Below are 24,641 nucleotides of genomic sequence, written 5' to 3'. Positions count from 1 at the left end.
CATCCTGCCCGCTTTCACCGGCAGCCGGCCGAACACGCACGCGCATGACGAACGAAACGCCCATCGTCCGTTTGAACCACCTCCGCCTCGATCGCGGCGGCCGCGCCGTGCTGCGCGACATCCACCTGGATGTGCCGCGCGGCAGCATCGTCGCGGTGCTCGGTCCGTCGGGCAGCGGCAAGTCGACGCTGCTGGCCGCGCTCACCGGCGAACTGGCCCCGGCCGCCGGTTCGGTGGAGGTCTTCGGCCAGGCCGTGCCGCAGGGTCGTCGCGCGCTGCTCGAATTGCGCAAGGGCATCGGCGTGCTGCTGCAGGGCAACGGCCTGCTGACCGACCTCACCGCGGCTGAGAACGTCGCCCTGCCCCTTCGCGCGCACACCAACCTGCCCGACGCCGTAATCCGCCAGCTGGTGCTGATGAAGCTGCACGCGGTGGGCCTGCGCGCAGTGGCCGATTCCTATCCGCGCGAGCTGTCGGGCGGCATGGCGCGACGCGTCGCGCTGGCCCGCGCACTGGCGCTGGATCCGCCGCTGATGATCTACGACGAGCCGCTGACCGGCCTGGACCCGATCGCCTCGGGCGTGGTGATGGAGCTGGTCAAGCGCCTCAACGACACGCTCGGGCTGACGAGCATCGTCGTGACGCACCACGTGCACGAAACCCTGCCCGTCGCCGACCACGCCATCGTCATCGCGAACGGCGGGATCGTCTTCTCCGGTACGCCGGCCCAGCTGGAAGCCAGCGAGGATCCGTTCGTGCGCCAGTTCCTCAACGGCGAACCCGACGGTCCGATCGCGTTCGACGCCGCGCCGCGCAATTCGGAGGCCGCCTGATGCCGTTCGTTGCCGCCACCCGCTCGCTCGGTCGGGCCGGGTTGTTCTCGCTGTCCGTCCTGCGAGCGTCCAGGCCGACCGCCGACTTCTGGCGCGAGCTGGTTCGTGAGATCTACAAGATCGGTGCACGTTCGCTGCCGATCATCGCTGTTGGCGGCGCGTTCGTCGGCCTTTCGGTGACGTTGCTGGGCTATCGGGCGCTCGAAACCTACGGCGCCACGGCGCAGGTCAGCGCGATGCTCGGCCTCGGCTTGTATCGCGAACTGGGCCCGGTGCTGACTGCCCTGCTCTTCATCGGCCGCGCCGGCAGCTCGATCGCCGCCGAACTCGGCCTGATGCGCGCGACCGACCAGATCACCGCGCTCGGCCTGATGGCCATCGACCCGGTCGGCAAGGCCGTCGCGCCGCGCTTCTGGGCGGCGGTGCTGTGCGTGCCGCTGCTGACGGGCTTCTTCTGCAGCCTGGCGATCAGCGCGAGCTACTTCGAGTCGGTGCACGTGATCGGCCTGGACGCGGGCACCTTCTGGCAGGTGCTGAAGGACAGCGTCGATTTCGTCGACGACTTCCTGATGGCCTTCGTGAAGTCGGCGGTGTTCGGCGGTACGGCGGCGCTGGTGGCGGCCTACGTGGGCTTCCACGCCGACCCGACCATCGAGGGCACCTCGGTCGCCACCACCCGCGCGGTCGTGAACGCCTCGCTGCTGGTGCTGATGTTCAACTTCGTGATGTCGGCCTTTCTGTTCCGCTGAGGAACGGCAGGCCACCCGCACTCCCCTCCTACCGGTCCTGCCTATGCGTGCCCCCCGAATCGAATTCGCCGTCGGCGCCTTCCTCCTGCTGGCCCTCGCCTCGCTGCTGGTCCTGGCGCTTGCCTCGACCAACGGTCGGTGGGGGCTGGGTGGCGACACCTATGACCTCACCGCCCGCTTCTCGACCATAGGCGCCCTGCGGCCCAATGCGCCGATCAAGATTGGCGGGGTGTCGATTGGACATGTCGACAAGATCGACGTCGATCCCGTCAAGTTCGATACCGTTGTCACCCTCGCGATCGACAAGCGCTACGACAAGCTGCCGGCCGATACCGCCGCGAGCATCCTCACCAGCGGCCTGCTCGGCGAGAGCTACGTGAACCTCGCGCCGGGCGGCGACCCGGAAAACCTCAAGCCGGGGGATGAGATCTACCTGACCCAGTCGGCGGTCGATCTGATCCAGCTGGTGGGCAAGTACATGTTCAGCGGCGGTGGCGCAAAGCCCGCCGACAATGCCGGACAACCCAGCGGCCAAGACGCCGCACTTCCCGATTACCTGCAAGGCGAATCCGCCCCCACGGACGAGACCCAGAAGCCATGACGCGCATCTCCCACCGATCGCTTTCCCTGTTCATCGCCGCCGCCCTGGCCGTGGCCGCCCCGGGCGTCGTGCTGGCGCAGGCCGCGCCGGCGCCGGCCGCCGCGACCGCCGACGCCGCGGGCACGCCCAGCCAGCTGGTGCTGACCAACTCCACCCGCATCCTCGCCACGCTCGAATCGCGTCGCGCCGAGTTCCAGAAGAACCGCGGCGCGCTGCGCGACTTCATCGGCAGCGAGTTCAACAACATGTTCGACCGCGACTACTCCGCCCGCCTAGTGCTGGGCGTGCATGGTCGCGGCGCTTCCGACGCGGACGTGAAGGTCTTCGCCGACGCGCTGGCCGACAGCCTGATGCAGCGCTACGGCTCGTCGCTGCTGGACCTCAACACCAAGCTGAAGGTCCGCGTGAAGTCCGAAACGCCGCTGCGCGGCGGCGCCATCGTCAAGGTGTCGAGCGAGTACCTGCGCCAGGGCAACGAGCCGGTGCCGGTCGACTACCTGATGCGCAAGGTCGGTACGCAGTGGAAGGTGTTCGACGTGATGGTGGAAGGCGTCAGCTTCGTGCAGACCTTCCGCAACCAGTTCGACGCGCCGCTGAAGCAGAAGTCGATCCCGCAGGTCGCCGCCGACATCAAGGCCGGCAAGCTGCAGGCGCAGGCCGCCACGAACTGACATGGCCGCCGCGACGGTCCGCCAGGACGGTGACACCCTCGCCTTCGGCGGCGTGCTCGAGCGCGCCGCCGTCGCCTCGTTGTGGTCGCAGCTGCGCGCGGCGAAGGCGCGCAGGCTGGACCTGAGCGCCGTGGAATCGGTCGACAGCGCGGGCCTCGCGCTGCTGGCCGAGCTCAGCGCGCGCCTTGGGATCACCGAAGTGGTCGGTTCACCGCCCGGTCTGGCCGACCTGCGCCGGGCGTACCGCCTCGACGCGGCGCTGGCTTTCGCCGGCTGAGCCGCGACACAGAGTTCCGGCCGTGCCTGCGGGCAGGGCCGGCCGTGCATTCCCGAGCCCTTACACTGCGACCATGCGCCCCCACGCACCCCTTATCGCACTCGTCCTTGCCGCCGCGCCGCTGATCGGCCAGGCGCAGATCCTCACGCGTCCGCTTTCCGGTGCACAGGCGGCCGAATTCGACCGCTGCATGAAGGCCGCCGGCGACGACAAGGCCGCCGCACGCAAGTGCGTGCAAGCCACCATCGACGGCCAGACCGGTCGCCCGCCGGAGGAAACGCAGCGCGCCGACCACCCCGACCACCCAGCCGCCGACCGAGACGCAGCCCACGCCAGCGACACCGCCGACCGAGCCTGTCCCGCCGCCGCTGCCGCCGAACGAGCCGGCCACCACGCCGCCCACGGAGCCGGTGACGCCGGACGTCCCGCCGACGACGGAGATCCCGCCGACGCCGAACGAACCGGCGACCGAGCCGCACGGCGAACCGACGCAGGCCGAGCGCGACTTCGAAGCCATCTACGGCCAGGAATACGCCGACCCGACGCTGCCCGCACCGGCGGCGACGCCCGCCGTCTACGATCCGTGGGAGCGCTACAACCGCGGCATGCACCGCTTCAACAACGCGGTCGACCGCGGCGTCGCGCGGCCACTCGCGCGTGGGTACGTGAAGGTCGTGCCGCGCCCGTTCCGCCTGGGCGTGAGCAACTTCTTCAACAACCTCGGCCAGCCGGTGTCGGCCATCAACGCGCTGCTGCAGGGCAAGCCGAAGCAGGCCGGGCAGTCGCTGGGCCGCTTCCTGCTCAACTCGACGCTCGGCATCGGCGGCATCTTCGATCCGGCGTCCGACGCCAAGCTGCCGAACAAGAGCGAGGACTTCGGCCAGACGCTCGGCGTATGGGGGTGGAAGCGTTCGCGCTTCGTCGAGCTCCCGCTGTTCGGCCCGCGCACGCTGCGCGACAGCTTCGGCATGGTCGGCGATGCGCCGCTGAGCCCGCTGCGCCAAGTCGAAGCCGATCGCGTGCGTATTCCGCTGCAGGGCCTGCAGCTGGTGGACGTGCGTGCGCAGTTGCTGGCGACCGACAGCTTCCGCGAAGGCGCCGAGGACGACTACGCCCTGGTGCGTGACGCCTGGATGCAGCGCCGCGATTACCAGATCTTCGGCGACCGCATGAACTCCGACGACGCCGACAGCCTGCCGGACTATCTGCAGGACGACACCAACCCGCAGGTGCCGGTGGATGCGATGCCGGTGATGCCGACCGATGGCGGTTGATCACCGCGTCGTTCATGGGCCGCAGTAACGAAAAACCCCGATGGCGACATCGGGGTTTTTCTTTGTCCGCAGAGCAGGGCGGGGCATCGGTTCGTGCCCCGCATCGCGCGGGCCGCGGCCTTCAGTCGTCCGAGCCGGAGCGCTCCAGTACCAGCGGCAGCATCGGCTCGTCCGGTTCGAGCTCCGCCGCCAGCGCCTTCTTTCCCTTCACGCCCAGCTCCACCAGGCGCTTGGCGCGTGGAATGACGGCGTGTCGCGACTCGGACAGCTTGCTGCGCGCATCGGTGAAGGCGGTATGCGCGTCGGTCAGCTTGCGGCCGACCAGATCGAACTCGGCGAGGAAGTTCTGCAGCGCATCGAGCAGCAGGCCGCCGGTCTTGCTGATCTCGATGGCCTCGCGCTGCACCTTGTCGCGCGTCCACAGCCGCTCGATGACACGCAGCACGGCCATCAGCGTATTGGGCGAGGCGAACACGATGCCGCGCGCGAACGCGTCGGTCTGCAGCGATGCATCGGTGCCCAGTGCGGCCGACAGCGCGCCTTCGATCGGCACGAACGCGACGGTCACCTCCAGCGCGGAATCGCCGACGGCCTTCGGATAGTTCTTCTCCGCCAGGTCCTTCATGTGCTGGCGCAGCGCGACCGAATGGCGACGCAGTGCGTCCTCGTGCGCTTCCGGCGTCTCGGCGTTCATCGCCTGCTGCCAGTCGATCAGGTTGACCTTGCTGTCGACGACGATGCGACGGTCGCCCGGCAGGCGCACGACCACGTCCGGACGCAGGCGGCGACCTTCCTCGTCCTCGCTGGAGGTCTGGCGGTCGTAATGCGTGCCTTCTTCCAGGCCGGAGCCACGCAGCACGCTTTCCAGCATCAGCTCGCCCCAGTCGCCGCGCACCTTCGCGCTGCCCTTCAGCGCGCGCGTCAGTGCCGACGCCTGCTCGGCCATGTCCTGGTTGAGCGTCTTGAGCTCGTTGACGGCGCCGGCCAGCGCGGCGCGTTCCTTCGCCTCTTCGCCGTAGACCGTGTCCACGCGATGGCGGAAGACGTTGAGCTGCTCGGCGAACGGCTTGAGCAGCGTCTCGATGTCCGACTTCGACTGCTGCGTCGCGTTGCGCACGTTGTTCTCGAACTGCGCCCCGCGCTCTTCGAACGTCTTGCCGGCCAGTTCGGCGAAGGTGGCCGAGAGCTTCGACTGCGCGGTTTCGAGGAAACCCTTGATCTCGGCCTTCGCCTGCTCGGCGTGGGCGAGGTTCGCGTCGAGCTGCGCGCTGCGCTCGCGCAGCTGCACGAGTTCTGCGCGAAGGCGCGTGAGTTCGTCACGCTCGGCCTCGAGCCGCTGGCGCACATCGCCGAGTTCGGTTTCGCGGGCGCGAAGGCTGGCGGCGAGTTCCAGTGCCGAGGTGCCCATGCGTTCGGCACGTTCCTGCGCTTCGTCGCGCTCCTGCGCGAGTCGCGCGATCGTTTCCGCGCCGGCGGCGAGGTCGGCATCGCGCTCGGACAACCGCACGTGCAAGGCAGACAACTCGATGGCCTTGGCGCGTTCGGCCTCGCGAAGCGTGGCCAGTTCGCCGACGCCGGCGCCTTCACCCTGTCCACGCGCCAGCCGTGTGAGCAGCCAAGCCACGTAGACCAGCATGAGCACGATGGCGACGCCTGCCGCGATGATCAGCGTGTCCATGATGTGCGCCTCTTGCGGGTTGGTACGACTTGCAGTGTATCGGCCGCGGTCTCATGCCGTGAGACGCGAGGCGGCCGTCGACGTTCGGAACTGCGCGCGACGTGGGGTGGGGAAATCCCGGCGCGCCACGTCGGCATGCGAGGGGAGGGCGCTCAGTCCACCACGCGGCAGAACACCGCCTTGAGGTAGCGCGATTCCTGCACCTGCGCGAGCCACGGATGATCCGCGCCGGCGCCGGCCACCTTGAGCACCTGCACGGTGCGGCCGGAGTAGTACGCGGCACGACGCAGCATGTCGAGGAACTGGTCCTCGCTGACCAGACCGGTGCACGAGAACGTCGCGAACAGGCCGCCGGGCTTCACCACGCCGAGGGCGAGCTTGTTCATGTCCAGGTACTTCTTGAGCGCCGGGATCACCTGCTCGCGATCGCGCGTCATCTTGGCCGGATCGAGGATCACCACGTCGTACTGGTCGCCGCGGATGCCGGCGTCGCGCAGCCACGGGAAGATGTCGGCCTGCACGAAGCGCGGGCGCACGTTGTTGAGCTTCGCGTTGCCCTTGGCGATCTCGATCACGTCGGCGTCGATGTCCACGCCCAGCACTTCGGTGGCGCCGCGCACGGCCGAATACACGGCGAAACCGCCGGTGTTGCAGCACAGGTCGAGCACGGTCTTACCGGTGACCTGCTGCGACAGCCACTGGCGGTTCTCGCGCTGGTCGGCGAAGAAGCCGGTCTTGTGCGCGCCGGCCGGGTCGGCGCGGAACTTGATGCCGTATTCGGTGATGACGGCCGGCGGCACGGGCTCGGTGCCGCGGAAATCGAAGGATTCCTGCTTCTGCACGTGTTCGTCGGCGAAGCTGTAGAAGCGGCAGCCGGGGAACTGCGCCTTCAACGCGTCGTAGATCCATTCGCGATGGCGGAACATGCCGGCGCTGAAGAACTCCACCACCAGAAGGTCGCCGTAGCGGTCCACGACCAGGCCGGACAGGCCATCGCCTTCGCTGTGCACCACGCGCCAGGCGTCGCTGACTTCATCGAGCTTGAGCACGTCTCGACGCAGCGAGACGGCGGCGGCGATCTTGCGCGCGAACCAGCCGGCGTCGACGTCGATGTCGGGGTTCGTTTCGAGGATGCGCACGGCGATGCGCGAGTGGCCGTTGTAGAAGCCGCGGCCGATCCAGTCGCCCTCGACGCCCAGCACGTCGACGATGGCGCCGGGCTTGGGCCGCTGGGCGGGCTTGTCGACGAGGCGCTGGAAGATCCAGGGATGGGTGGATTTCCAGGCGTTCTTGAGGCGTACGGAGGGCAGGGGAGCGTTCATCGCGGCATTTTTTACGGGGTCGGGGCAGGGCGGCCGCGTTTTTTCGAGGACCGCGGCGGCAAGGCCCTGCAGGAGCGATCGCGGGATTCACCGGCCCGCCGCGCCGGCCTTGTAATCGCGAGCTGACGCTTCAATGTCGTTCGCATGCACCTGCCCACGCCCGAAGCGGTCCCCGACACCCCCGAGCAGCGCCGCGCCGACAAGCGCCGCTGGCTGCGGGCGTTCAACACCAGCCTGGCCTTCGTGCTGGTGCTGCTTGCGGCCTTCAGCGCGCAGGGGCATTTCGATGTCGCCGCCTGGACGGTGCAGCCGTGGTCGATCGAGGGCCTGCGCGGCATCCTCGCCGCGCCGCTACTGCACGGTTCGTTCGAACACGTCGCCGCCAATGCCATCGCGCTGCTGATGCTCGGCACGCTCGCCGGCGGGCTGTATCCGAAGGCGACGATCCGCGCGCTGCCGCTGCTGTGGATCGGCTCCGGGCTGGGCGCGTGGCTGCTGGGCGATCCCGGCACGCGGCACCTGGGCGCGAGCGGCATCACGCATGGGCTGATGTTCCTGGTGTTCGTGCTCGGCCTGCTCCGTCGCGATCGCGCGTCCATCGCTGCGGCGATGCTCGCCTTCATGTTCTACGGCGGCATGTTGCTCACGATCCTGCCGCGCGAGCCGGGCGTGTCCTGGCAGGCGCACCTGGGCGGCGCGATCGCCGGCGTCCTCGCCGCGTACCTGCTGCGCGGCACCGATCCGCTGCCGCCGCGCAAGCGCTACAGCTGGGAAGACGAGGAAGAAGCGACCATCGCGCCGCTGTCGGACGAACTCGAACCGCCGCCGCCGCGCGAAGTGCCGGTGCTGTGGAACCGGCCGGAACGCGACAACGGCGTCGTACTGCGATTCCCGCCCCGGCGCGAGCCGTAACCCCGTTCGATCCTCACGCCGAACGGCATTTGGCCGCGTTCGGCGCGGGTGCTAGGTTCCGGGACTCCTGATTTCCGGAACCGCCCATGCGCCGCATCGCGCTGCTCAGTCTTGCCCTGGCCCTCGCGGCCTGCCAGAAGGCGCCTGCGCCGACCGCACCGGCGTCCACGCCGGTGAAGGAAACCTACGACGCCAGCGCCGGCAGCGACGCACGACGCATCGAGGCCGACGTGCGCTTCCTCGCCGACGACCTGCTCGAAGGCCGCGAGGCCGGCACGCGCGGATACGACCTCGCCTCGCTCTACGTCGCGCAGCGCTTCCGTGCGATCGGCCTGGCGCCGGCGGGCGACGACGGCCGCTATTTCCAGACCGTGCCGATGCTGCGTGGCGTGCGCCAGCCCGAGGGCAACGCGCTGGTGGTCGTGCGCGACGGACAGGAACGCGCGCTGCGCTTCCGCGACGACTTCCTGCCCGGCATCAACTTCAACGAAGCCCAGGCCAGCGTTGAGGCGCCGGCGGTGTTCGTGGGGCAGGGCGTCTACGCGCCGGAGCTGCAGCACGACGACTTCGCCGGGGTCGACGTGAAGGGGAAGATCGCGGTGCTGTTCAATGGCGCGCCGGCGAAGTTCGACAACGACCGCCGTGCGTTCCATTCCTCGCGCGCGACCAAGGCCGAGGAACTCGTCCGCCGCGGCGCGGTGGGCATGATCGAAGTGCAGAGCGACGACGAACAGGCGCGTTCGCCGTGGCAGCGTCGGGCCGACAACTGGCAGACGCCGGGCATGCGCCTGCGCGGCACGGACGGCAAGGGCATCGACACGTGGCCGCAGTTGCGCGTGTACGCGATGGCGAGCTCGGCCAGCGCCGACGCGCTGCTGTCCGCCGGCGGACGCACCGCCGGTCAGCTGTTCCAGGAATTGCGCGATGGGAAGCTGCGCGCGTTCGACCTGCCGGGCACGATTCGCCTGGCCGCGCATACCGCGATCGCGCCGGTGGAATCGCGCAACGTCGTCGCGCGCCTGGAAGGCAGCGATGCGGCGCTGAAGAACGAGCACGTCGTCTTCAGCGCGCACCTGGACCACGTCGGCATCGGCGCGCCGGTGAAGGGCGATGCGATCTACAACGGCGCGCTCGACAACGCGCTGGGCATCGGCGTGATGCTGGAGGCCGCGAACCGGCTCGCGCACGATGGCGCGGCGCCCAAGCGCTCGGTGCTGTTCGTCGCGGTGACGGCGGAGGAGAAGGGCCTGCTCGGCGCGGAGTGGTTCGCGCGGCATCCGAGCGTCGATGGCACGCTGGTCGCCAACGTCAACATGGACATGCCGATGCTGCTGTCGCCGACCAAGGACGTCGTGCCCATCGGCGTGGAGCATTCGACGCTGCATCCGCTGGTGCAGCAGGCGGCGAGGGAGATCGGCGTGTCGCTGTCGCCCGATCCATCGCCGGAGGAGGTGGTGTTCGTGCGCAGCGACCAGTACGCGTTCATCCGCGCCGGCGTGCCCGCGGTGTACCTGGACGGCGGCTACAGCGGCGTGGACGGCGATGCGAAGTCGGTGCAGGACGCGTTCCTCAAGGAGCGCTATCACCAGCCCGGCGACGACCTGTCGCAGCCGATCCAGTGGGCCGACGCGGCGCGGCTGGCGAAACTCAACGCGCGCATCGGCCGGCTGATTGCCGACTCGCCGCAGCGTCCGCAATGGAACGCGGGCGATTTCTTCGGCGAGAAGTTCGGCAAGCCCGCGAAGGCGGCGCGATGAAAACGCTGGGCCTGATCGGCGGCATGAGCTGGGAATCGACCGTCCCCTACTACCGCACGATCAACCAGACGGTGAAGGAGCAGCTCGGCGGCCTGCATTCGGCGCGCCTGCTGCTGTACAGCGTCGAGTTCGCTGAAATCGAGAAGCTCCAGCATGCGGGCGACTGGGACGCGGCCGGTGCGGTGCTGGCCGACGCGGCACGCTCGCTGAAGGCCGGCGGCGCGCAGCTGCTGGTCATCTGCACGAACACGATGCACAAGGTTGCTGATGCGGTGGAAGCGGCGAGCGGGTTGCCGTTGTTGCACATCGCCGACGCGACGGGCGATGCGATCCGCGCACGCGGCATTACGCGCATCGGGCTGCTCGGGACGCGTTTCACGATGGAGCAGGATTTCTATCGCCGGCGGTTGATCGAAAGGCACGGGCTGGACGTGCTGGTACCGGAACCGGACGAACGCGACCTCGTGCATCGCGTCATCTACGACGAGCTGTGCCAGGGCGTGATCCGCGACGAATCGCGCGCGCAATACGGACGCGTGATGGATGGGCTCGTCGCGCGCGGCGCCCAGGGGATCATCCTGGGCTGCACCGAGATCGGACTGCTGGTCGGCGAGGACGATGCGAGCGTGCCGCTGTTCGATACGACGGCGCTTCATGCGCGTGCGGCGGCGCTGGCCGCGTTGGGGTAGTTGCATCGAGCCTTGGCTCTGAGCCCCTCTCCCTCCGGGAGAGGGGTTGGGGTGAGGGGCGGGACGTGCGAGTACTTCCGCGCTCGTGATGCCTGCTTCCCCCTCCCATTGAAAGGGAAAGCCAAAACTCAGCGCTGTGAAGCATCGGAAGTTGGATGTGATGGCTTCGTTGCCCCTCACCCCAACCCCTCTCCCGATGGGAGAGGGGCTCGAAACAGCGTGGGTTCGGTAAGGGACTAGCCGCCGCATGAACGCCGCTTCGCACGCAGGCGCCCGCAGTGACCTCCCGCCCATGCACCGCGATACCCCGCCGCTACACTCGCGGCTTTCCGACGCGACGACAGGATTCCCATGACGCAGTGGTATTTCGTTTCCGCCGGCAGCTCGCAGCGCGTCGGTCCGCTCGATCCCGCTTCCGCACGCGCCCACGCACGCCAGCATCCGGACGACCTGTGCTGGCGCGAAGGCCTGTCGGGCTGGCAGGCCGTGCGCTCGGTGCCGGAATTCGCCGAAGCCACCGGTGTGCAGCCGGCGCACCTGCCGCCGCCGACGCCGTCGGTCGCTTCGCGCGCCAGCGACGACATCGATTTTCGCATCGTCGGCAACGACATGCAGTTCGTCGAGGTCGAGCTCGATCCGGGCGAATGCGCGATCGCCGAGGCCGGCGCGATGATGTACAAGGACGCCGCCGTGCAGATGGACACCGTCTTCGGCGACGGCCGCCACACGGGGCAGGGCGGCGGCGTGATGGACAAGCTGTTCTCGGCCGGCAAGCGCGTGCTCAGCGGCGAAAGCCTGTTCACCACGATGTTCACGCACACCGGCAGCGGCAAGGCGCGCGTCGCGTTCGCCGCGCCCTATCCGGGCACGGTGCTCGCGATGAAGCTCGACGAGCACGGCGGCCGGCTGATTTGCCAGAAGGACAGCTTCCTGGCCGGCGCGCGCGGCGTGTCGGTTGGCGTCGCGTTCCAGAAGCGCATCCTCACCGGCCTGTTCGGCGGCGAGGGTTTCATCATGCAGAAGCTGGAAGGCGACGGCTGGGTGTTCGTGCACGCCGGCGGCACGGTGGTCGAGCGCGAACTGCGCGCCGGCGAGCGCCTGGACGTCGACACCGGCTGCGTGATGGCCTACCACCACACCGTGCAGATGGACGTGCGCGCCGTCGGCGGCATCAAGAGCATGATGTTCGGCGGCGAAGGCGTGTTCCTCGCTACGCTGACCGGCCCGGGCAAGGTGTGGCTGCAGTCGCTGCCGTTCTCGCGGATGGCCGGCCGCATGCTGGCCGCGGCGCCGCAGGGCGGCGGGCAAGCGCGCGGCGAAGGCTCGGTGCTCGGCGGACTCGGCCGCATCCTCGACGGCGACAACGCGTTCTGATTGCGCGATGACCACGTCGTCCGGCAGCGGCTATTCGGGCACGCCCCTGGCGAAGAAGCTGGGCGTGCGCGAGGGCTCCAGCATATGGACGCTGGCCGCGCCGGAGGACTACCGCGCGTTGCTCGAACCGCCGCCGCCGGGCGTCCGGTTCGTGGCGAAGCTGTCGAAGGGCGTCGACATCGCGCACGTGTTCTGTACGCAGCGCGCGGTGCTGGCCGACGTGCTCGGCACGTGCCGTCGCACGCTCGCGACAGACGCGGCGGTGTGGGTCTCGTGGCCGAAGAAGGCCGCGAAGGTGCCGACCGACATCACCGAGGACACGATCCGTGACGTCGCGCTGCCGCTCGGCTTCGTCGACGTGAAGGTCTGCGCGGTGGATGCAGTGTGGTCGGGGCTGAAGCTCGTCGTGCGCAAGGAATTGCGCTGACCGATGAATCCGCCGCGGTGCGCACGCTGTCGCGCCGCCCGCCCGCTGTATCCTCCGCCGCTGATCGCCTCCAATCCTTCTTTCCCGTGTCCATGACCCCGCTCCGTTCGCTGCGCCCCCTCCTGCTCGCTTCCCTCGCCGTCCTGCTCGGCGCCTGCGGCGGCGAGGCCGTGAAGCCGACTCCGCCGCCGGCCGTCGTCGCGCCTGCCGCACCGGCGCCGAAGGTCCGCATCGGCCTCGCGCTGGGTGGCGGCGCGGCGAAGGGCTTCGCGCACATCGGCGTGATCAAGATGCTCGAAGCCAACGGCTTCCAGCCGGTGGTCGTCGCCGGCACCAGCGCGGGCAGCGTCGTCGGTGCGCTCTACGCCAGCGGCATGGATGCGTTCGCGATGCAGAAAACGGCGTTCTCGCTGGATGAGGCGCAGATCCGCGACGTCAGCCTGTTCTCCGGCGGCGTGGTCAAAGGCCAGAAACTGCAGGACTACGTGAACCAGCTGGTCGGCGGAAAGAGCATCGAGCGCATGCGCATGCCGTTCGCGGCGGTGGCGACGAATCTGGAAACCGGCGACCGCACCGTGTTCGTGCGCGGCAACACCGGCCAGGCGGTGCGCGCGTCGAGCAGCATTCCGGGCGTGTTCGAGCCGGTGGCGATCGGCAAGTTCCACTACGTCGACGGCGGCGTCGTGAGCCCCGTGCCGGTGGATGCGGCGCGCCAGCTCGGCGCAGACCTCGTCATCGCGGTCGACATCTCCAGCAAGGCCAGCGGCAAGAACCCGGGCAGCATGCTGGGCAACGTCAACCAGTCGATCACGATCATGGGCCAGAAGCTCGGCGCGCAGGAACTGGCGCGCGCCGACGTCGTGATCCGCCCGAGCGTCAACGAAATCGGCCCGGCGGATTTCGAGCAGCGCAACAACGCGATCATGGAAGGCGAACGCGCCGCGCTCGCGGCGATGCCGCAGATCCGCGCAAAGGTCGCGCAATGGCAGAAGGCGCGCCAGGACGAGGCGATCGCGGCACGCCGGCAGGCCGACGCGAAGGCCGAGCAGGCGAAGCTGCGCGCGTTCTGCGAGGAAGAAGACCGCAAGTGGATGTCGAAGCTGCGCCGCGACCCGCAGTGCAAGGCGCTCGCGGAGCAGGGTGTGCTGTCGCGGTGAGCTGCCCCGCGCTTCGCTTTTTGAGCCCCTCTCCCGCGCGGAGAGGGGCTTAAGACATCAAGCCGCGTCGCTAGCCGCCACCAGCGGCGCAACACGCCGCGGGCGGCTCGGGAACGCGTGCCGCACGATGCGCCAGACCACCTGGCCGAACTGCTTCGGCAGCGAGCCGGTGTTGTAGTGCTGGCCGTAGCGCTTGCAGATCTCGCGCACTTCCACCGCCATCGCCGCATAACGGTTGGCCGGCACGTCCGGGTAGAAATGGTGCTCGATCTGGTGGCTCAGGTTGCCCGAGAGCACGTCGATCAGCCAGCCGCCGCTGATGTTCGACGAACCGCGCAGCTGGCGCAGGTACCAGTGGCCGCGCGATTCGTTGCGCACGCAATCCTTCGGGAACGTCTCCGCTTCGGCGGTGAAATGCCCGCAGAAGATGATCGTGTAGGTCCACAGGTTGCGGATGATGTTCGCCACGACGTTGCCCAGCAGCACCGGCAGGAAGAACGGGCCGGCCAGCGCGGGGAACACGACGTAGTCCTTCACGATCTGCCGCGCCATCTTGCGGCCCACCGGCTTGAACATGCGCCACATCTGGCGGTGCGAGACCTTGCCGTGGATCCAGCGGCCGAGCTTGAGGTTCTGGATCGCCACGCCCCACTCGAACAGCAGCGCGAACACCACCGCGATCACCGGCTGCATCAGGTAATACGCGCGCCAGCGCTGTTCCGGGAAGATGCGCAGCAGCCCGTAGCCGATGTCGTCGTCCAGCCCGCGCACGTTGGTGTAGGTGTGGTGGCGGAAGTTGTGCGTGTGGCGCCAGTTGTCGGCGGTGCCGACGATGTCCCACTCGTACGTCTTGCCGTCCAGGTGCGGGTCGCGCATCCAGTCGTACTGGCCGTGGATGACGTTGTGGCCCAGCTCCATGTTCTCCAGGATCTTCGACAGGCCCAGGATCAGCGCGCCGAGCACGCACGCCGGCCACAGCAGCGCCGGCGCGAACAGCAGCGAGAACGCGCCCAGGTACAGCAGGCCGCGACCGGCGACTTCGGTCCAGCGGACCCACGCGACGATCGAGCGGATGTAATTGGCGTCGCGCTGGCCGAGCGTGGCCACGGTGCGCTTGCGCAGGTCGTCGAGCTCCGCGCCGAAGCGGTCGAGTTCTGCCGGGGAAAGTGCGCGATTGCGGAACGTCATGTCGGTGCGGCTCAACTTACAGGTCCAGTTCGATGTCGCCCGCGGCGGCGCTGATGCACAGGCGCAGCGCGGACGCGGGTTCGGTGCGGATCTCGCCGGTGGCGAGGTCGCGCGTGGCGCCGGCGGACTTGCCGCAGGCGCAGGTGTTGCAGATGCCCATGCGGCAGCCGGACGCCGGCTTGATGCCCTGCGCTTCCAGCGCCGTGAGCAGCGACTGCCCGCGCGGCACGGTCAGCGTGCGGCCGCTGCGTTGCAGGGTGACGACGGCTTCGCCGCTGTCCTCGAAAGAGCGCGCCGGCGGCGTGAAGGCTTCGGCGTGGAAACTGCGGGCGCTGCCTTCCAGCAGCGCGCGCGCCGTGTCGACGAAACCCGACGGACCGCAGGCGTAGACGCGGCGCTGCGCGGCGTCCGGCACGAGCGCGGACAGCTGCGCGGCGTCGAGGCGACCGGCCGGTTCGGCGCCGGCCTCCCCTTCGCGCGTGAGCAGGCAGTGCACCGCGAATTCCGGATGCGCGTCGGCCAGCGCAAGCAGTTCGTCGGCGAAGCACAGTTCCTCGCGGGTGCGCGCCCAGTACAGCAGCGTCACCGGCGCGGGCATGCCGCGCGTCGCGTGTTCGCGCACCAGCGCCATCAGCGGCGTGATGCCGCTGCCGGCGGCCAGCAGCAGCCAACCGGCGTCGTGGGCGTCCGGCCAGGCCATCTCGCCGAAGGCCGGACCGATATGGAGGACGTCGCCCACGCACGCGTTGTCGAACAGGTGCGTGCTGAGCTTGCCGCCTTCCACGCGCTTGACGGTGATCGCCAGCAGGCCGTCGGCGCGAGGCGCGGCGCTCAGGCTGTAGCTGCGCGTGACCGAAGTGCCGTCGATCTCCGCGCTGACGTTGACGTGCTGGCCGGCGCGGAAGCCGCGCCAGTGGCGGTTCGGGCGCAGCACCAGCGTCACGGCGTCGCGCGATTCGGCGCGGCGCTCGACGATGCGGGCCAGCGGGCGGTCCCACGTCCAGGTGCGGTCCAGGCGCTGGGCCCAGAAGTCGAAGACGCTCGGGGCGACGCAGGCGTGGATCAGCCGGCGCAGACCGCGCGGGCGCTTGGAGGAACGGAGAACGGCACTCATGGGTTGAACTATACAGACACGCGCACAGATGTGTATACGACTGTATATTAAATCCCCGATATGATGCCGGACCGATCGCCGCCGTGCCCGCCGCCTTGAGCCCAACCACCCACATTCCCGCCGATTCCGAGCACATCGCGGGTCGAAAGTCGGCGATCTCGCGCGAAGACCTGCTCGCGGCGGCGCTCAAGCTGATCGGACCGCATCGGAGCGTCTCGACGCTCAGCCTGCGTGAAGTCGCCCGCGAGGCCGGCATCGCGCCGAACAGCTTCTATCGCCAGTTCCGCGACATGGACGAACTGGCCGTCGCGCTGATCGATCTTGCCGGCGTTTCGTTGCAGAAGATCATCGAGGCCGCCCGGGTGCGCGCCGCGATCGACCGCAGCGCCGTGCGCGGCGCGGTCGAGGCGTTCATGGAACAGCTCCGCGCCGACGACCAGCTGCTGCATGTGCTGCTGCGCGAAGGCACCGCGGGCTCGGATGCCTTCAAGCATGCGGTCGACCGCCAGCTGAGCTTCTTCGAGGAAGAGCTGCGCATCAGCCTGATCCAGATCAATGCCGCCCAGGGCGTGACCCTGCGCGAGCCGGCGCTGGTCGCCAAGGCCATCACTCGCCTGGTTTTTGCGATGGGCGCCACGGCGGTCGACCTCCCGCGAGAGAAGGATCCGGAACTGGTCCGCCAGCTCACGCTGATGGTGCGCATGATCATCGCCGGTTCGCGGACGTTGGCCGAAGAAGCCCGTAGCTTGCGCGGGCAGGGCTGATCAACGCGCCGGCAGCGGCAATCCGCCGGACGCCTTCACCGTCCGCAGGACGAAGCTCGAGTTCACGTCCGCGACGCCCGCCTGGGTGAGCAGCCGATCGAGCAGGAACCGCGAGAAGTGCTCCAGATCCTGCACGACGATCTGCAGCAGGTAGTCCATGTCACCGGTCAGCGCGTGACAGGCGACGACCTCGTCCCACTGGTTCACGAAGGTCGCAAAAGCGGTGATCGCGTCGGCATCGTGCCGTGAAAGCTGCACGCGGACAAAGGCCTGAAGCCCGAGGCCCAATCGTTCGGGATCTACCTCAGCCCGGTAGCCCGCGATCACGCCTTCCCGTTCCAGCCGCTGCACGCGGCGAAGGCAGGCCGAAGCCGAGAGGTGGACGCGTTCGGCCAGCTCGGCATTGGTCAGGCGGCCTTCCCGCTGGAGTTCGGCCAGGATGAGCAGATCGGTGCGGTCGAGTTCCACGGTAGCCATGGATTGCGCTCATCTCTTGTCTGACGCAAGGATCTTGCGCCTAGGCCGAGCCGATGCGCAACAACGCAAGCCCATTGCGCCATCCGGTCGCTACAGTCGAAGTTCGACTCAGGAGCACGGCATGAACCTCGGCACCCCGAACCGCGTGGAACACCAGATGACCGACAAGGGCTACGTGCCGGTCTACACGACGGCGGTCGTCGAGCAACCCTGGGCCAATTACACCGCCACCGACCACGAGGTCTGGAGCACGCTGTTCAAGCGCCAGCGCGAAATCCTGGTCGGCCGTGCGAGCGACGAATTCCTGCGCACGCAGGAAGCGATGGGGATGACGCCCGATCGCATCCCGAAGTACGACGATCTCAACCGGATGCTGCGCAAGGCGACCGGCTGGGAGCTGGTCGGCGTCGAGGGCCTGCTGCCGGAACTGACCTTCTTCGACCACCTCGCGAACCGCCGTTTCCCGGTGACGTGGTGGATCCGCAAGCCCGAGCAGCTCGATTACCTCGCCGAGCCGGATCTGTTCCACGACCTCTTCGGCCACGTTCCGCTGCTGATGAACCCCGTTTTCGCCGACTACATGCAGGCCTACGGCCGCGGCGGGGTGAAAGCGCACGGCATCGGCCCCGACGCGCTGGTGAACCTGACGCGCCTGTACTGGTACACGGTGGAATTCGGCCTGATCAAACAGGACGACGGCCTGCGCATCTACGGCAGCGGCATCGTGTCGTCGAAGGGCGAGTCGATCCACTGCCTCGACAGCGCCGCGCCGAACCGCATCGGCTTCGACCTGGAACGCATCATGCGCACGCAGTACCGCATCGATACTTTCCAGAAGACCTACTTCGTCATCGACAGCTACGAGCAGTTGATGGAAGCCACGCGTCCCGACTTCACGCCGATCTATGCGTCGCTCGCGAAGCAGGACTCGATTCCCGCCGGCAACGTGCTGGACACCGATACCGTGTTCAACCGCGGCACGGGCGAGGGTTGGGCGACGGGCGGGGACGTCTGACGTCCGAACTACAGGGATGTGCGAGCGATAGGTCCGTCATCCCCGCGAAAGCGGGGACCCAGCGACGTTCACGCTCTCCCGATTACAACCGGGCATCGGTGAACGCACGCTGCGAGCCTGGGTCCCGGCGTCCGCCGGGATGACGTTCGTTGGTGGTGACAACGAACGTCACGGCCGCGCCAGCGCCTCCATCCCGCGCCGGATCCCGACGCTTGCCTGCCGTTCCTGCGAGCTGAGCAACTGCTTCGCCAGCGCCCGCGCGGCGACACGCAGTTCCGGCACCGCGGTGATTTCCCACAATTGCGCGCGCAGCAGCGGGCCCAGCGCATAGAGCCCGCGCACCGGCGCGCCGCTGCCGTCGAGCGCTTCGTATTTCGTCGATGCCTCGATGCCGAGCCCCAGCGGATCGGCGGTGATGAGGCCCGAATCGCGCAGCTGTGCAATCAACGGATGGCTCGTGCGATCGACGTCCGTATCGAAGCCGGTCGCGCGCACGACGACATCGAACTCCTCGCGACTCGCATGCGAGAAGCCGCGCTCGCGGATGAGCACTTCCACCGCCTCGCCCGTTCGCCGCGCGCGCAGCAGCCGGCCGGCGCGAATGCGAAGGCGACCGCGCACGCGCAGCTCCTCGATCTCGCGCGAGAGCGTCGGCGCGAGCCGATGACGCAGCACTTCCCAATGCGAGCGCAGGTGACGCAGGAACTGCGCGCGCTGTTGCGACGGTAGCCCGCGCCAGAAACCCTGCAGGTACGGACGCAGCGCATCGATCAGGCTGCGCCAGTCCGGCACGATCGGCGTCAGCGCGCGCAGCGCACGCACCAGTTCGCGAAGATCGTGCGTGTTGATTGCGTGCAGCACCGTGGGCGGGAGCGCGATCGGCGCCGCCGGTTCGTCGGTATGCGATTGCGGCAGCAGCCCGTGGCGCGACAGCGCGGTGATCGGGCCGCGATGCCCGCGACGATGCAGCGTCGCGACAACATCCGCCATCGTCAGCCCCGTGCCGATGATCAGCACGCGCTGGTTCGGCGCGATATGGTCGATGGCGCCGATGCCGTCCAGCCCGTTCTGCCACGGCCACGCGATGTAGCTTGGATGCACCGCCAGGCGCGGCCCGATGCCCGCCAGCGGCTGCGGCGGCAGCGCGCCGACGGTGAGCACCACGCGGTCGCTGACGAAATCGGATCCGTCGGCCAGATGCACGCGGAACGCCGGGCCTTCACGGTCGATCGCGATGGCTTCCTGCGCGATGCGGTTGAAGCCGCCCAGCGACAACTGCGAGGCCGCGTTCAAGCGCGAATGCAGGTATTCGCCGTACACCAGGCGCGGCAGGAACGTCGTGCGCGCGCGCTCGGTGAGGTTGAGCCAGTCGGCGAATTCGCCCGGATGGTCGGCGGTCGCACCGAGGTCGCGTGCGCGCACGTTGAGCAGGTGCTCGGGTCGCGCTTCGCCATAGGCCACGCCGCGCCCGAAGCTTTCGGGCACGCCGACCAGCTGGATGTCCACGTCCGACGACGCCGCGCGTGCCAGTTCGGTGGCCAGTGCGCAGCCGCTGAAGCCGGCGCCGATGATGCTGATCCGCATGTCGCTTCCCTCCGGGTCGTCGTGCGCCTATTGGTAGGCGATCGCGGGACGGCGGAAGTAAACGGTGGGTTACGCGCGGTGCGATTTCACGCAACGGTTCGTCAGCCCGACATAACCGAACGGAATCTGGCCTTCACGCGTTCTGCGTGCGCGGCGGGGTCGCTACTGCTTTCGACGCCGGGCGCGGCTTCCAGCGGCGGTCCAGGATCACCTTGGCGACGATCGCCACCGCCAGCGGACCGAACCACGACAGGTAATGCAGCGCCGTACCGTTCACCGACGGCAGCAGGCGCGGCAGCCCGATGCCGAGGAAGGCGATGTGCGTGGCGATGCCGTTGCCGATCATCGCGGTGTAGTGCTGCGTCATCCACCAGCGCGGCGTCTTCGCGAACGTGTCGCGACGAACGCGGCGGCGCAGCATGTCGAATCCGGTGAACAGCCCGACGGCGGAGAATCCCATCAGCAACGGCGCGCCGGCCTGGATTCCCAGCGCGAGCACGCCCGCACCCGATAGCAACGACAACGCGCCGAACGCAACGTACACCGGGCCGACGAAGCGCTGCGGCGCCGCCTTGTCGCGGATCGCGCGCCATGACACCCACACGCCGGTGCTCGTGATCACCACCAGGTACGCGAGGAACGCCGCCGTGACGACATGGCCGTCGATCCAGCGCGTGATCGCCATCGGCGCGCCGGTGATGACGATGCCGACCATCGCCAGCAGGTACACGCGGCCGGTGTTGCGATGGGCCGGCGTGCCCTTGCGCAGCAGGCCGGCGGTCCAGAAGGTCACGAGGGCGACGGCGCCCACGAGGACGTGCACGGCGACGAGCATCTGGTAGGCGGTCATGGCGGCGTTGATCGGGAGAGGGTGTGGACACACGATGCGCGCCGGCACGCGCCGGCCGCAGTGCCCGCGGTCATCGCCTCGACCTGCCGGAAGTCACTTTCGTCGCCCGATCCATTGCGCGCGCCGCCGGGCCGGTCGCAGCATGTGGCCATGAACGAACGCGTGCGCTCGCTGCTTCAGCCCCTGAACCTCGCCGGCCTCTTCACGCTGGTCGCCGTCGGCATGGCGTTCCGCTGGATGCCCGGACACCTGTTGCCATGGGCCATCGCGCTGCTCGCGACGTACGCCTTCCTCCTGCTTTCGTGCGAGATCTGGCCCCGCCACGCATGGCTTCGCCCGGTGCAGCTGACGCTGATGCCGATCATCGCGCTGACGCTGGTGTGGCTGGATCCGCGCCCGTCGGTCGCGCCGGTGCTGCTGGTCGTATGGACGGCGGTGATGGCCACCGCCACGCCGCTGCGCATCACCGCGCTGGCGGTCGTGGTCGCCGACACGGGCTTCTGGCTCGTGCTGCGCGACGACGGCCACCGCGCGCCGCTGACGGTCGTGATGATCCACATCGGCTTCCAGCTCTTCGCCGCGCTGTGCGCGTGGTACGCGGTGAGCGCCGAGCGCGCCCGCGACCGGCTCGCGCTCGTCAACGCCGACCTGCTCGCCACGCGCGCGCTGCTCGCCGACAGCGCGCGCGACAACGAGCGGCTTCGCGTCGCGCGCGAACTGCACGATGTCGCCGGCCACAAGCTCACGGCGATGACGCTCAACCTGCGCGCGCTCGCAGCCGATCCGGCCTTCGCCGGCCGGCCGGAAATCGCCATCGCACAGCAGCTGTCGACCGAACTGCTCAGCGACATCCGCGGCATCGTGCAGGCGATGCGCGACGACCGCGGCCTCGACCTGAGCACCGCGTTGCGCGCGCTCGCGGCGCCGATGCCGCGGCCCTCGCTGCGGCTGCACGTCGCGCAGTCGGTGCATGTCACCGATCCGGCCACCGCCGAAGCCGTGCTGCGACTGGTGCAGGAAGCGCTGACCAACAGCGCGCGCCATGCCGATGCCGACATCGTGCAAGTGTCGTTGGACTGCGAAGGCGACCGCCTGCGCATCCGCGTGGAGGACGACGGCCAGCTGCGCGGCGCGATCCGCGAAGGCAATGGCCTGTCGGGCATGCGCGAACGCGTGGTCGCCGCAGGTGGACAACTCGCGTTCGGACGCTCCGAACGCGGCTCGCTGCGCATCGACGCGAGCCTGCCCGCATGACGTCGCTGCGCATCGCCTTGGCCGACGACCAGGCCATCGTCCGCGCGGGACTGCGCGCGTTGCTCGAACGACATGGCATCGCGATCGCCTTCGAGGCGAACGACGGCACCGAGCTGCTCGAACGCCTCGCCGAATCGCCCGTGGACGTCGTGCTCAGCGACATCCGCATGGCGGGCATGGACGGCATCGAAGCGCTGCGCCGCCTGCGCGAACGCGGCGACACGACCCCGGTGCTGCTGCTCACCACGTTCGACGAGAGCGAACTGCTGTTGCAGGCCACCGAAGCCGGCGCGCAGGGATTCCTGCTGAAAGACGCCGCGCCGGAAGACCTGCGCGAGGCGATCGCGCGCGTCGCGGCCGGCGAAACGCTGCTGCAGCCGGTCAGTACCGATCCGGTGCGCGCGCGTTACCAGTACCACCAGCAGGAAGCGCCGCGCGAGCACTTCACCGAGCGCGAGGTCGCCATCCTGCGGTTGCTCGCCGGCGGGTATTCGAACAAGGAAATCGCCCGCGCGATGTTCCTCGCCGAAGGCACGGTGAAGAACTACGTCTCGGTGATCCTGGAGAAGCTCGGCACGCGCGACCGAACGCGCGCGGTGCTGAAGGCGATCACGCTGCGGGTGATCTGACGTCAGCGCGTCAGCATCCTTACGGTCCAAAGCCCGAGGCCCGTCATCGCCAGCGACCCGAGCAGGTGCATCGCGATGGTTCCGAACGCCCAGCCGTAGGCCTGCTTCTGCAGCAGGTCGACGGTCTCGGCGGAGAAGGTCGAGAACGTCGTCAGTCCGCCGAGGAAGCCGGTGATGACGAACAGCCGCCATTCGGGCGACAGCTGCGGCATCTGCGCGAAACCCGCCACGGCCAGCCCGATGAGGTACCCGCCGACCAGGTTCGACGCGAGCGTGCCCAAAGGCACCGCGTGGTGCGCCGGATTCAGCCACAGGCTCAGGCCCCAGCGTGCCCACGCGCCGAGTGCGGCGCCGGCGGCGATGGCGATCAGGGCAAGCGGCATGCGGCGTCTCCGGCGGGGTTTCGCCGTGCAGGGTAAGCGCTCGGCCAGCCCGGGCAAACAAGCCGCTACATCGCGGAAAGCCGGACTGGACAGGCAGGTCTAGACTTCGGATTCCCCCGACCCGCACTGCCTCCATGAACGACCGCATCCGCCACGCCGGCCTGCGCGACAAGCGCATGTCCGCCGAGAACGCCGCCGCCCTCATCCAGCCCGGCATGACCGTCGCGATGAGCGGCTTCACCGGCGCCGGCTACCCGAAGTCGGTGCCTCAGGCGCTGGCGACGCGGATCGAACAGGCACACGCGCGCGGCGAGGACTTCCGCGTGAAGGTGATGACCGGCGCGTCCACCGCGCCCGAACTCGACGGCGTGCTCGCCCGCGCGCAGGGCATCGAGTTGCGCCTTCCGTACCAGTCCGACCCGCACCTGCGCGAGCGCATCAACGCCGGTGACCTGCACTACATCGACATGCACCTGAGCCACGTCGCGCAGCACACGTGGTTCGGCTTCTTCGGCGCGGTGGACGTGGCGGTGATCGAGGTGACCGCGATCACCGAGGACGGCCACCTGGTGCCGTCCTCGTCCGTGGGCAACAACAAGACGTGGCTGGAGCAGGCCGACCGCGTGATCCTCGAAGTGAACCGCTGGCAGCCGGCGGCGCTGGAAGGCATGCACGATGTCTACTACGGAACCGCGCTGCCGCCGAACCGCAAGCCCATCCGGCTGCTGCATCCGGACGACCGCATCGGCGAGCCGTGGCTGCGCTGCGATCCGTCGAAGGTCATCGCGGTGGTCGAAACCGATGCGCCGGACCGCAATTCGCCCTTCACGCCACCGGATGCGACCTCGCGCGAGATCGCCGCGCACCTGCTCGACTTCCTCACCCACGAAGTCCGCCGCGGACGCCTGCAACCGCAGCTGCTGCCGTTGCAGTCGGGCGTGGGCAACATCACGAACGCCGTGCTCATGGGCCTGGGCGAAGCCGGCTATCGCGACCTCACCGCCTTCACCGAGGTGATCCAGGACGGCATGCTCGACCTGCTCAAGCGCGGCGTCGTGCGCGTGGCGTCGGCGACGTCGTTCTCGCTGAGCCCGGCGGCGATCGACGAGTTCCTCGACCGCGTCGACTATTACCGCGAGCGCATCGTGCTGCGCACGCAGGAGATCTCCAACCATCCCGAACTCGTGCGCCGCCTGGGCTGCATCGCGATGAACGGCATGATCGAGGTCGACCTGTACGGCAACGTCAACTCCACGCACGTCGCCGGCACGAAGATCATGAACGGCATCGGCGGCAGCGGGGACTTCGCGCGCAATGCGTACCTGTCGGTCTTCATGTCGCCGAGCACGGCGAAGAACGGCGCGATCTCGTCGATCGTCCCGATGGCCAGCCATGTCGACCACACCGAGCACGACGTGATGGTGATCGTCACCGAGCGCGGCATCGCCGACCTGCGCGGCCTGTCGCCGAAGCAGCGCGCGCAGCGGATGATCGACGGCTGCGCGCATCCGGATTACCAGCCGATGCTGCAGGATTACTTCGACCGCGCCTGCCGCGGAAGCTTCGGCAAGCACACGCCGCACCTGCTGGGCGAGGCGCTGTCGTGGCACCAGCGCTTCGTGGAGACCGGGTCGATGCGGAAGTAGGGCTGCGTGGTGCGCA

The 24,641-nt window shown here is 68.8% G+C and carries 25 protein-coding genes; 17 read left to right on the top strand and 8 right to left on the bottom strand.

Annotation, left to right across the window (positions count from 1 at the left end):
- The first annotated feature begins 44 nt into the window (after positions 1 to 44).
- The 6 genes from ABIE51_RS01015 to ABIE51_RS00990 all read left to right on the top strand — a co-directional run bounded on the left by ABIE51_RS01015 (position 45) and on the right by ABIE51_RS00990 (position 4,405).
- Positions 45 to 833, top strand: a complete 789-nt coding sequence (locus tag ABIE51_RS01015) for an ABC transporter ATP-binding protein (RefSeq protein ID WP_115843094.1) — start codon at positions 45 to 47, stop codon at positions 831 to 833.
- A complete protein-coding gene (locus ABIE51_RS01010; RefSeq protein ID WP_192631904.1) occupies positions 833 to 1,582 on the top strand; it encodes an MlaE family lipid ABC transporter permease subunit in 750 nt (249 codons plus the stop codon). Before ABIE51_RS01015 ends, ABIE51_RS01010 begins: the two co-directional genes overlap by 1 nt.
- A gap of 37 nt (positions 1,583 to 1,619) precedes the next feature.
- Entirely contained in the window at positions 1,620 to 2,183 is a 564-nt protein-coding gene (gene mlaD, locus ABIE51_RS01005; protein WP_115843098.1) for an outer membrane lipid asymmetry maintenance protein MlaD, read from the top strand.
- Positions 2,180 to 2,854 carry an MlaC/ttg2D family ABC transporter substrate-binding protein gene (locus ABIE51_RS01000; protein ID WP_192631903.1) on the top strand — a complete coding sequence of 225 codons (675 nt, stop codon included), beginning with the start codon at positions 2,180 to 2,182 and terminating at the stop codon, positions 2,852 to 2,854. Before mlaD ends, ABIE51_RS01000 begins: the two co-directional genes overlap by 4 nt.
- Position 2,855: 1 nt before the next feature.
- Positions 2,856 to 3,131, top strand: a complete 276-nt coding sequence (locus tag ABIE51_RS00995; protein ID WP_115843100.1) for an STAS domain-containing protein — start codon at positions 2,856 to 2,858, stop codon at positions 3,129 to 3,131.
- 410 nt (positions 3,132 to 3,541) lie between these two features.
- Positions 3,542 to 4,405, top strand: coding sequence for an MlaA family lipoprotein (locus ABIE51_RS00990; RefSeq protein ID WP_502913237.1), 864 nt, complete (start codon positions 3,542 to 3,544; stop codon positions 4,403 to 4,405).
- A 121-nt stretch (positions 4,406 to 4,526) separates the two neighbouring features.
- Here the strand turns inward: ABIE51_RS00990 and ABIE51_RS00985 are convergent, their stop codons facing one another.
- Together ABIE51_RS00985 and ABIE51_RS00980 are read right to left on the bottom strand one after the other, a co-directional pair.
- Complete coding sequence (locus tag ABIE51_RS00985) at positions 4,527 to 6,083, bottom strand: DNA recombination protein RmuC (RefSeq protein WP_192631902.1); 1,557 nt, start codon at positions 6,081 to 6,083, stop codon at positions 4,527 to 4,529.
- Between the two features lie 152 nt (positions 6,084 to 6,235).
- The gene (locus ABIE51_RS00980) at positions 6,236 to 7,405 is read right to left on the bottom strand and encodes a class I SAM-dependent rRNA methyltransferase (protein WP_192631901.1); all 1,170 of its coding nucleotides are present in this window, start codon (positions 7,403 to 7,405) and stop codon (positions 6,236 to 6,238) included.
- Between the two features lie 144 nt (positions 7,406 to 7,549).
- On the opposite strand from ABIE51_RS00980, the gene ABIE51_RS00975 reads away from it, so the two are divergent.
- The 6 genes from ABIE51_RS00975 to ABIE51_RS00950 all read left to right on the top strand — a co-directional run bounded on the left by ABIE51_RS00975 (position 7,550) and on the right by ABIE51_RS00950 (position 13,721).
- Positions 7,550 to 8,317: a rhomboid family intramembrane serine protease gene (locus ABIE51_RS00975; protein WP_192631900.1), complete on the top strand. Its 768-nt coding sequence runs from the start codon at positions 7,550 to 7,552 to the stop codon at positions 8,315 to 8,317.
- An 86-nt stretch (positions 8,318 to 8,403) separates the two neighbouring features.
- Entirely contained in the window at positions 8,404 to 10,074 is a 1,671-nt protein-coding gene (locus ABIE51_RS00970; RefSeq protein WP_192631899.1) for a M28 family metallopeptidase, read from the top strand.
- Complete coding sequence (locus ABIE51_RS00965) at positions 10,071 to 10,763, top strand: aspartate/glutamate racemase family protein (protein ID WP_192631898.1); 693 nt, start codon at positions 10,071 to 10,073, stop codon at positions 10,761 to 10,763. The genes ABIE51_RS00970 and ABIE51_RS00965 overlap by 4 nt, the downstream gene beginning before the upstream one ends.
- A 351-nt stretch (positions 10,764 to 11,114) precedes the next feature.
- Entirely contained in the window at positions 11,115 to 12,137 is a 1,023-nt protein-coding gene (locus ABIE51_RS00960; RefSeq protein WP_192631897.1) for a TIGR00266 family protein, read from the top strand.
- A gap of 7 nt (positions 12,138 to 12,144) precedes the next feature.
- On the top strand, positions 12,145 to 12,564 hold the full coding sequence (locus ABIE51_RS00955) for a DUF3052 family protein (protein WP_192631896.1): 420 nt from the start codon (positions 12,145 to 12,147) through the stop codon (positions 12,562 to 12,564).
- Between the two features lie 92 nt (positions 12,565 to 12,656).
- Complete coding sequence (locus tag ABIE51_RS00950) at positions 12,657 to 13,721, top strand: patatin-like phospholipase family protein (RefSeq protein WP_192631895.1); 1,065 nt, start codon at positions 12,657 to 12,659, stop codon at positions 13,719 to 13,721.
- A gap of 57 nt (positions 13,722 to 13,778) precedes the next feature.
- On the opposite strand, the gene ABIE51_RS00945 is transcribed toward ABIE51_RS00950, so the two are convergent.
- Positions 13,779 to 14,909: a fatty acid desaturase family protein gene (locus ABIE51_RS00945; RefSeq protein WP_192632557.1), complete on the bottom strand. Its 1,131-nt coding sequence runs from the start codon at positions 14,907 to 14,909 to the stop codon at positions 13,779 to 13,781.
- A gap of 16 nt (positions 14,910 to 14,925) precedes the next feature.
- Positions 14,926 to 16,023, bottom strand: coding sequence for a ferredoxin reductase (locus tag ABIE51_RS00940; RefSeq protein ID WP_192631894.1), 1,098 nt, complete (start codon positions 16,021 to 16,023; stop codon positions 14,926 to 14,928).
- 113 nt (positions 16,024 to 16,136) lie between these two features.
- Between ABIE51_RS00940 and fabR the strand changes: the two genes are divergently transcribed.
- Positions 16,137 to 16,787, top strand: coding sequence for an HTH-type transcriptional repressor FabR (gene fabR / locus ABIE51_RS00935; RefSeq protein WP_115843321.1), 651 nt, complete (start codon positions 16,137 to 16,139; stop codon positions 16,785 to 16,787).
- Here the strand turns inward: fabR and ABIE51_RS00930 are convergent, their stop codons facing one another.
- Positions 16,788 to 17,264, bottom strand: a complete 477-nt coding sequence (locus ABIE51_RS00930; RefSeq protein ID WP_192631893.1) for an Lrp/AsnC family transcriptional regulator — start codon at positions 17,262 to 17,264, stop codon at positions 16,788 to 16,790.
- A 121-nt stretch (positions 17,265 to 17,385) separates the two neighbouring features.
- Here ABIE51_RS00930 and phhA point away from each other — a divergent pair, with 121 nt between their 5' ends.
- Positions 17,386 to 18,279 carry a phenylalanine 4-monooxygenase gene (phhA, locus tag ABIE51_RS00925; protein ID WP_115843122.1) on the top strand — a complete coding sequence of 298 codons (894 nt, stop codon included), beginning with the start codon at positions 17,386 to 17,388 and terminating at the stop codon, positions 18,277 to 18,279.
- A gap of 168 nt (positions 18,280 to 18,447) precedes the next feature.
- On the opposite strand, the gene ABIE51_RS00920 is transcribed toward phhA, so the two are convergent.
- Positions 18,448 to 19,863, bottom strand: coding sequence for an FAD/NAD(P)-binding protein (locus tag ABIE51_RS00920; protein ID WP_192631892.1), 1,416 nt, complete (start codon positions 19,861 to 19,863; stop codon positions 18,448 to 18,450).
- A gap of 133 nt (positions 19,864 to 19,996) precedes the next feature.
- The gene (locus tag ABIE51_RS00915; protein ID WP_192631891.1) at positions 19,997 to 20,713 is read right to left on the bottom strand and encodes a DUF2306 domain-containing protein; all 717 of its coding nucleotides are present in this window, start codon (positions 20,711 to 20,713) and stop codon (positions 19,997 to 19,999) included.
- 150 nt (positions 20,714 to 20,863) lie between these two features.
- Here ABIE51_RS00915 and ABIE51_RS00910 point away from each other — a divergent pair, with 150 nt between their 5' ends.
- Both ABIE51_RS00910 and ABIE51_RS00905 read left to right on the top strand, forming a co-directional pair.
- Positions 20,864 to 21,967 carry a histidine kinase gene (locus ABIE51_RS00910; RefSeq protein ID WP_192631890.1) on the top strand — a complete coding sequence of 368 codons (1,104 nt, stop codon included), beginning with the start codon at positions 20,864 to 20,866 and terminating at the stop codon, positions 21,965 to 21,967.
- Positions 21,964 to 22,596, top strand: a complete 633-nt coding sequence (locus ABIE51_RS00905; protein ID WP_192631889.1) for a response regulator transcription factor — start codon at positions 21,964 to 21,966, stop codon at positions 22,594 to 22,596. The genes ABIE51_RS00910 and ABIE51_RS00905 overlap by 4 nt, the downstream gene beginning before the upstream one ends.
- Positions 22,597 to 22,598: 2 nt before the next feature.
- On the opposite strand, the gene crcB is transcribed toward ABIE51_RS00905, so the two are convergent.
- A complete protein-coding gene (gene crcB / locus ABIE51_RS00900) occupies positions 22,599 to 22,979 on the bottom strand; it encodes a fluoride efflux transporter CrcB (protein ID WP_157028812.1) in 381 nt (126 codons plus the stop codon).
- A gap of 134 nt (positions 22,980 to 23,113) precedes the next feature.
- On the opposite strand from crcB, the gene scpC reads away from it, so the two are divergent.
- Complete coding sequence (gene scpC / locus ABIE51_RS00895; protein ID WP_192631888.1) at positions 23,114 to 24,625, top strand: succinyl-CoA:acetate CoA-transferase ScpC; 1,512 nt, start codon at positions 23,114 to 23,116, stop codon at positions 24,623 to 24,625.
- Positions 24,626 to 24,641 lie beyond the last annotated feature (16 nt).

The organism is Lysobacter sp. OAE881 (assembly GCF_040546665.1).
Lineage (GTDB): Bacteria > Pseudomonadota > Gammaproteobacteria > Xanthomonadales > Xanthomonadaceae > Lysobacter_J > Lysobacter_J soli.
Note: the sequence above shows the minus strand (reverse complement) of the source record. Positions and strands in the feature narration are given on the sequence as shown.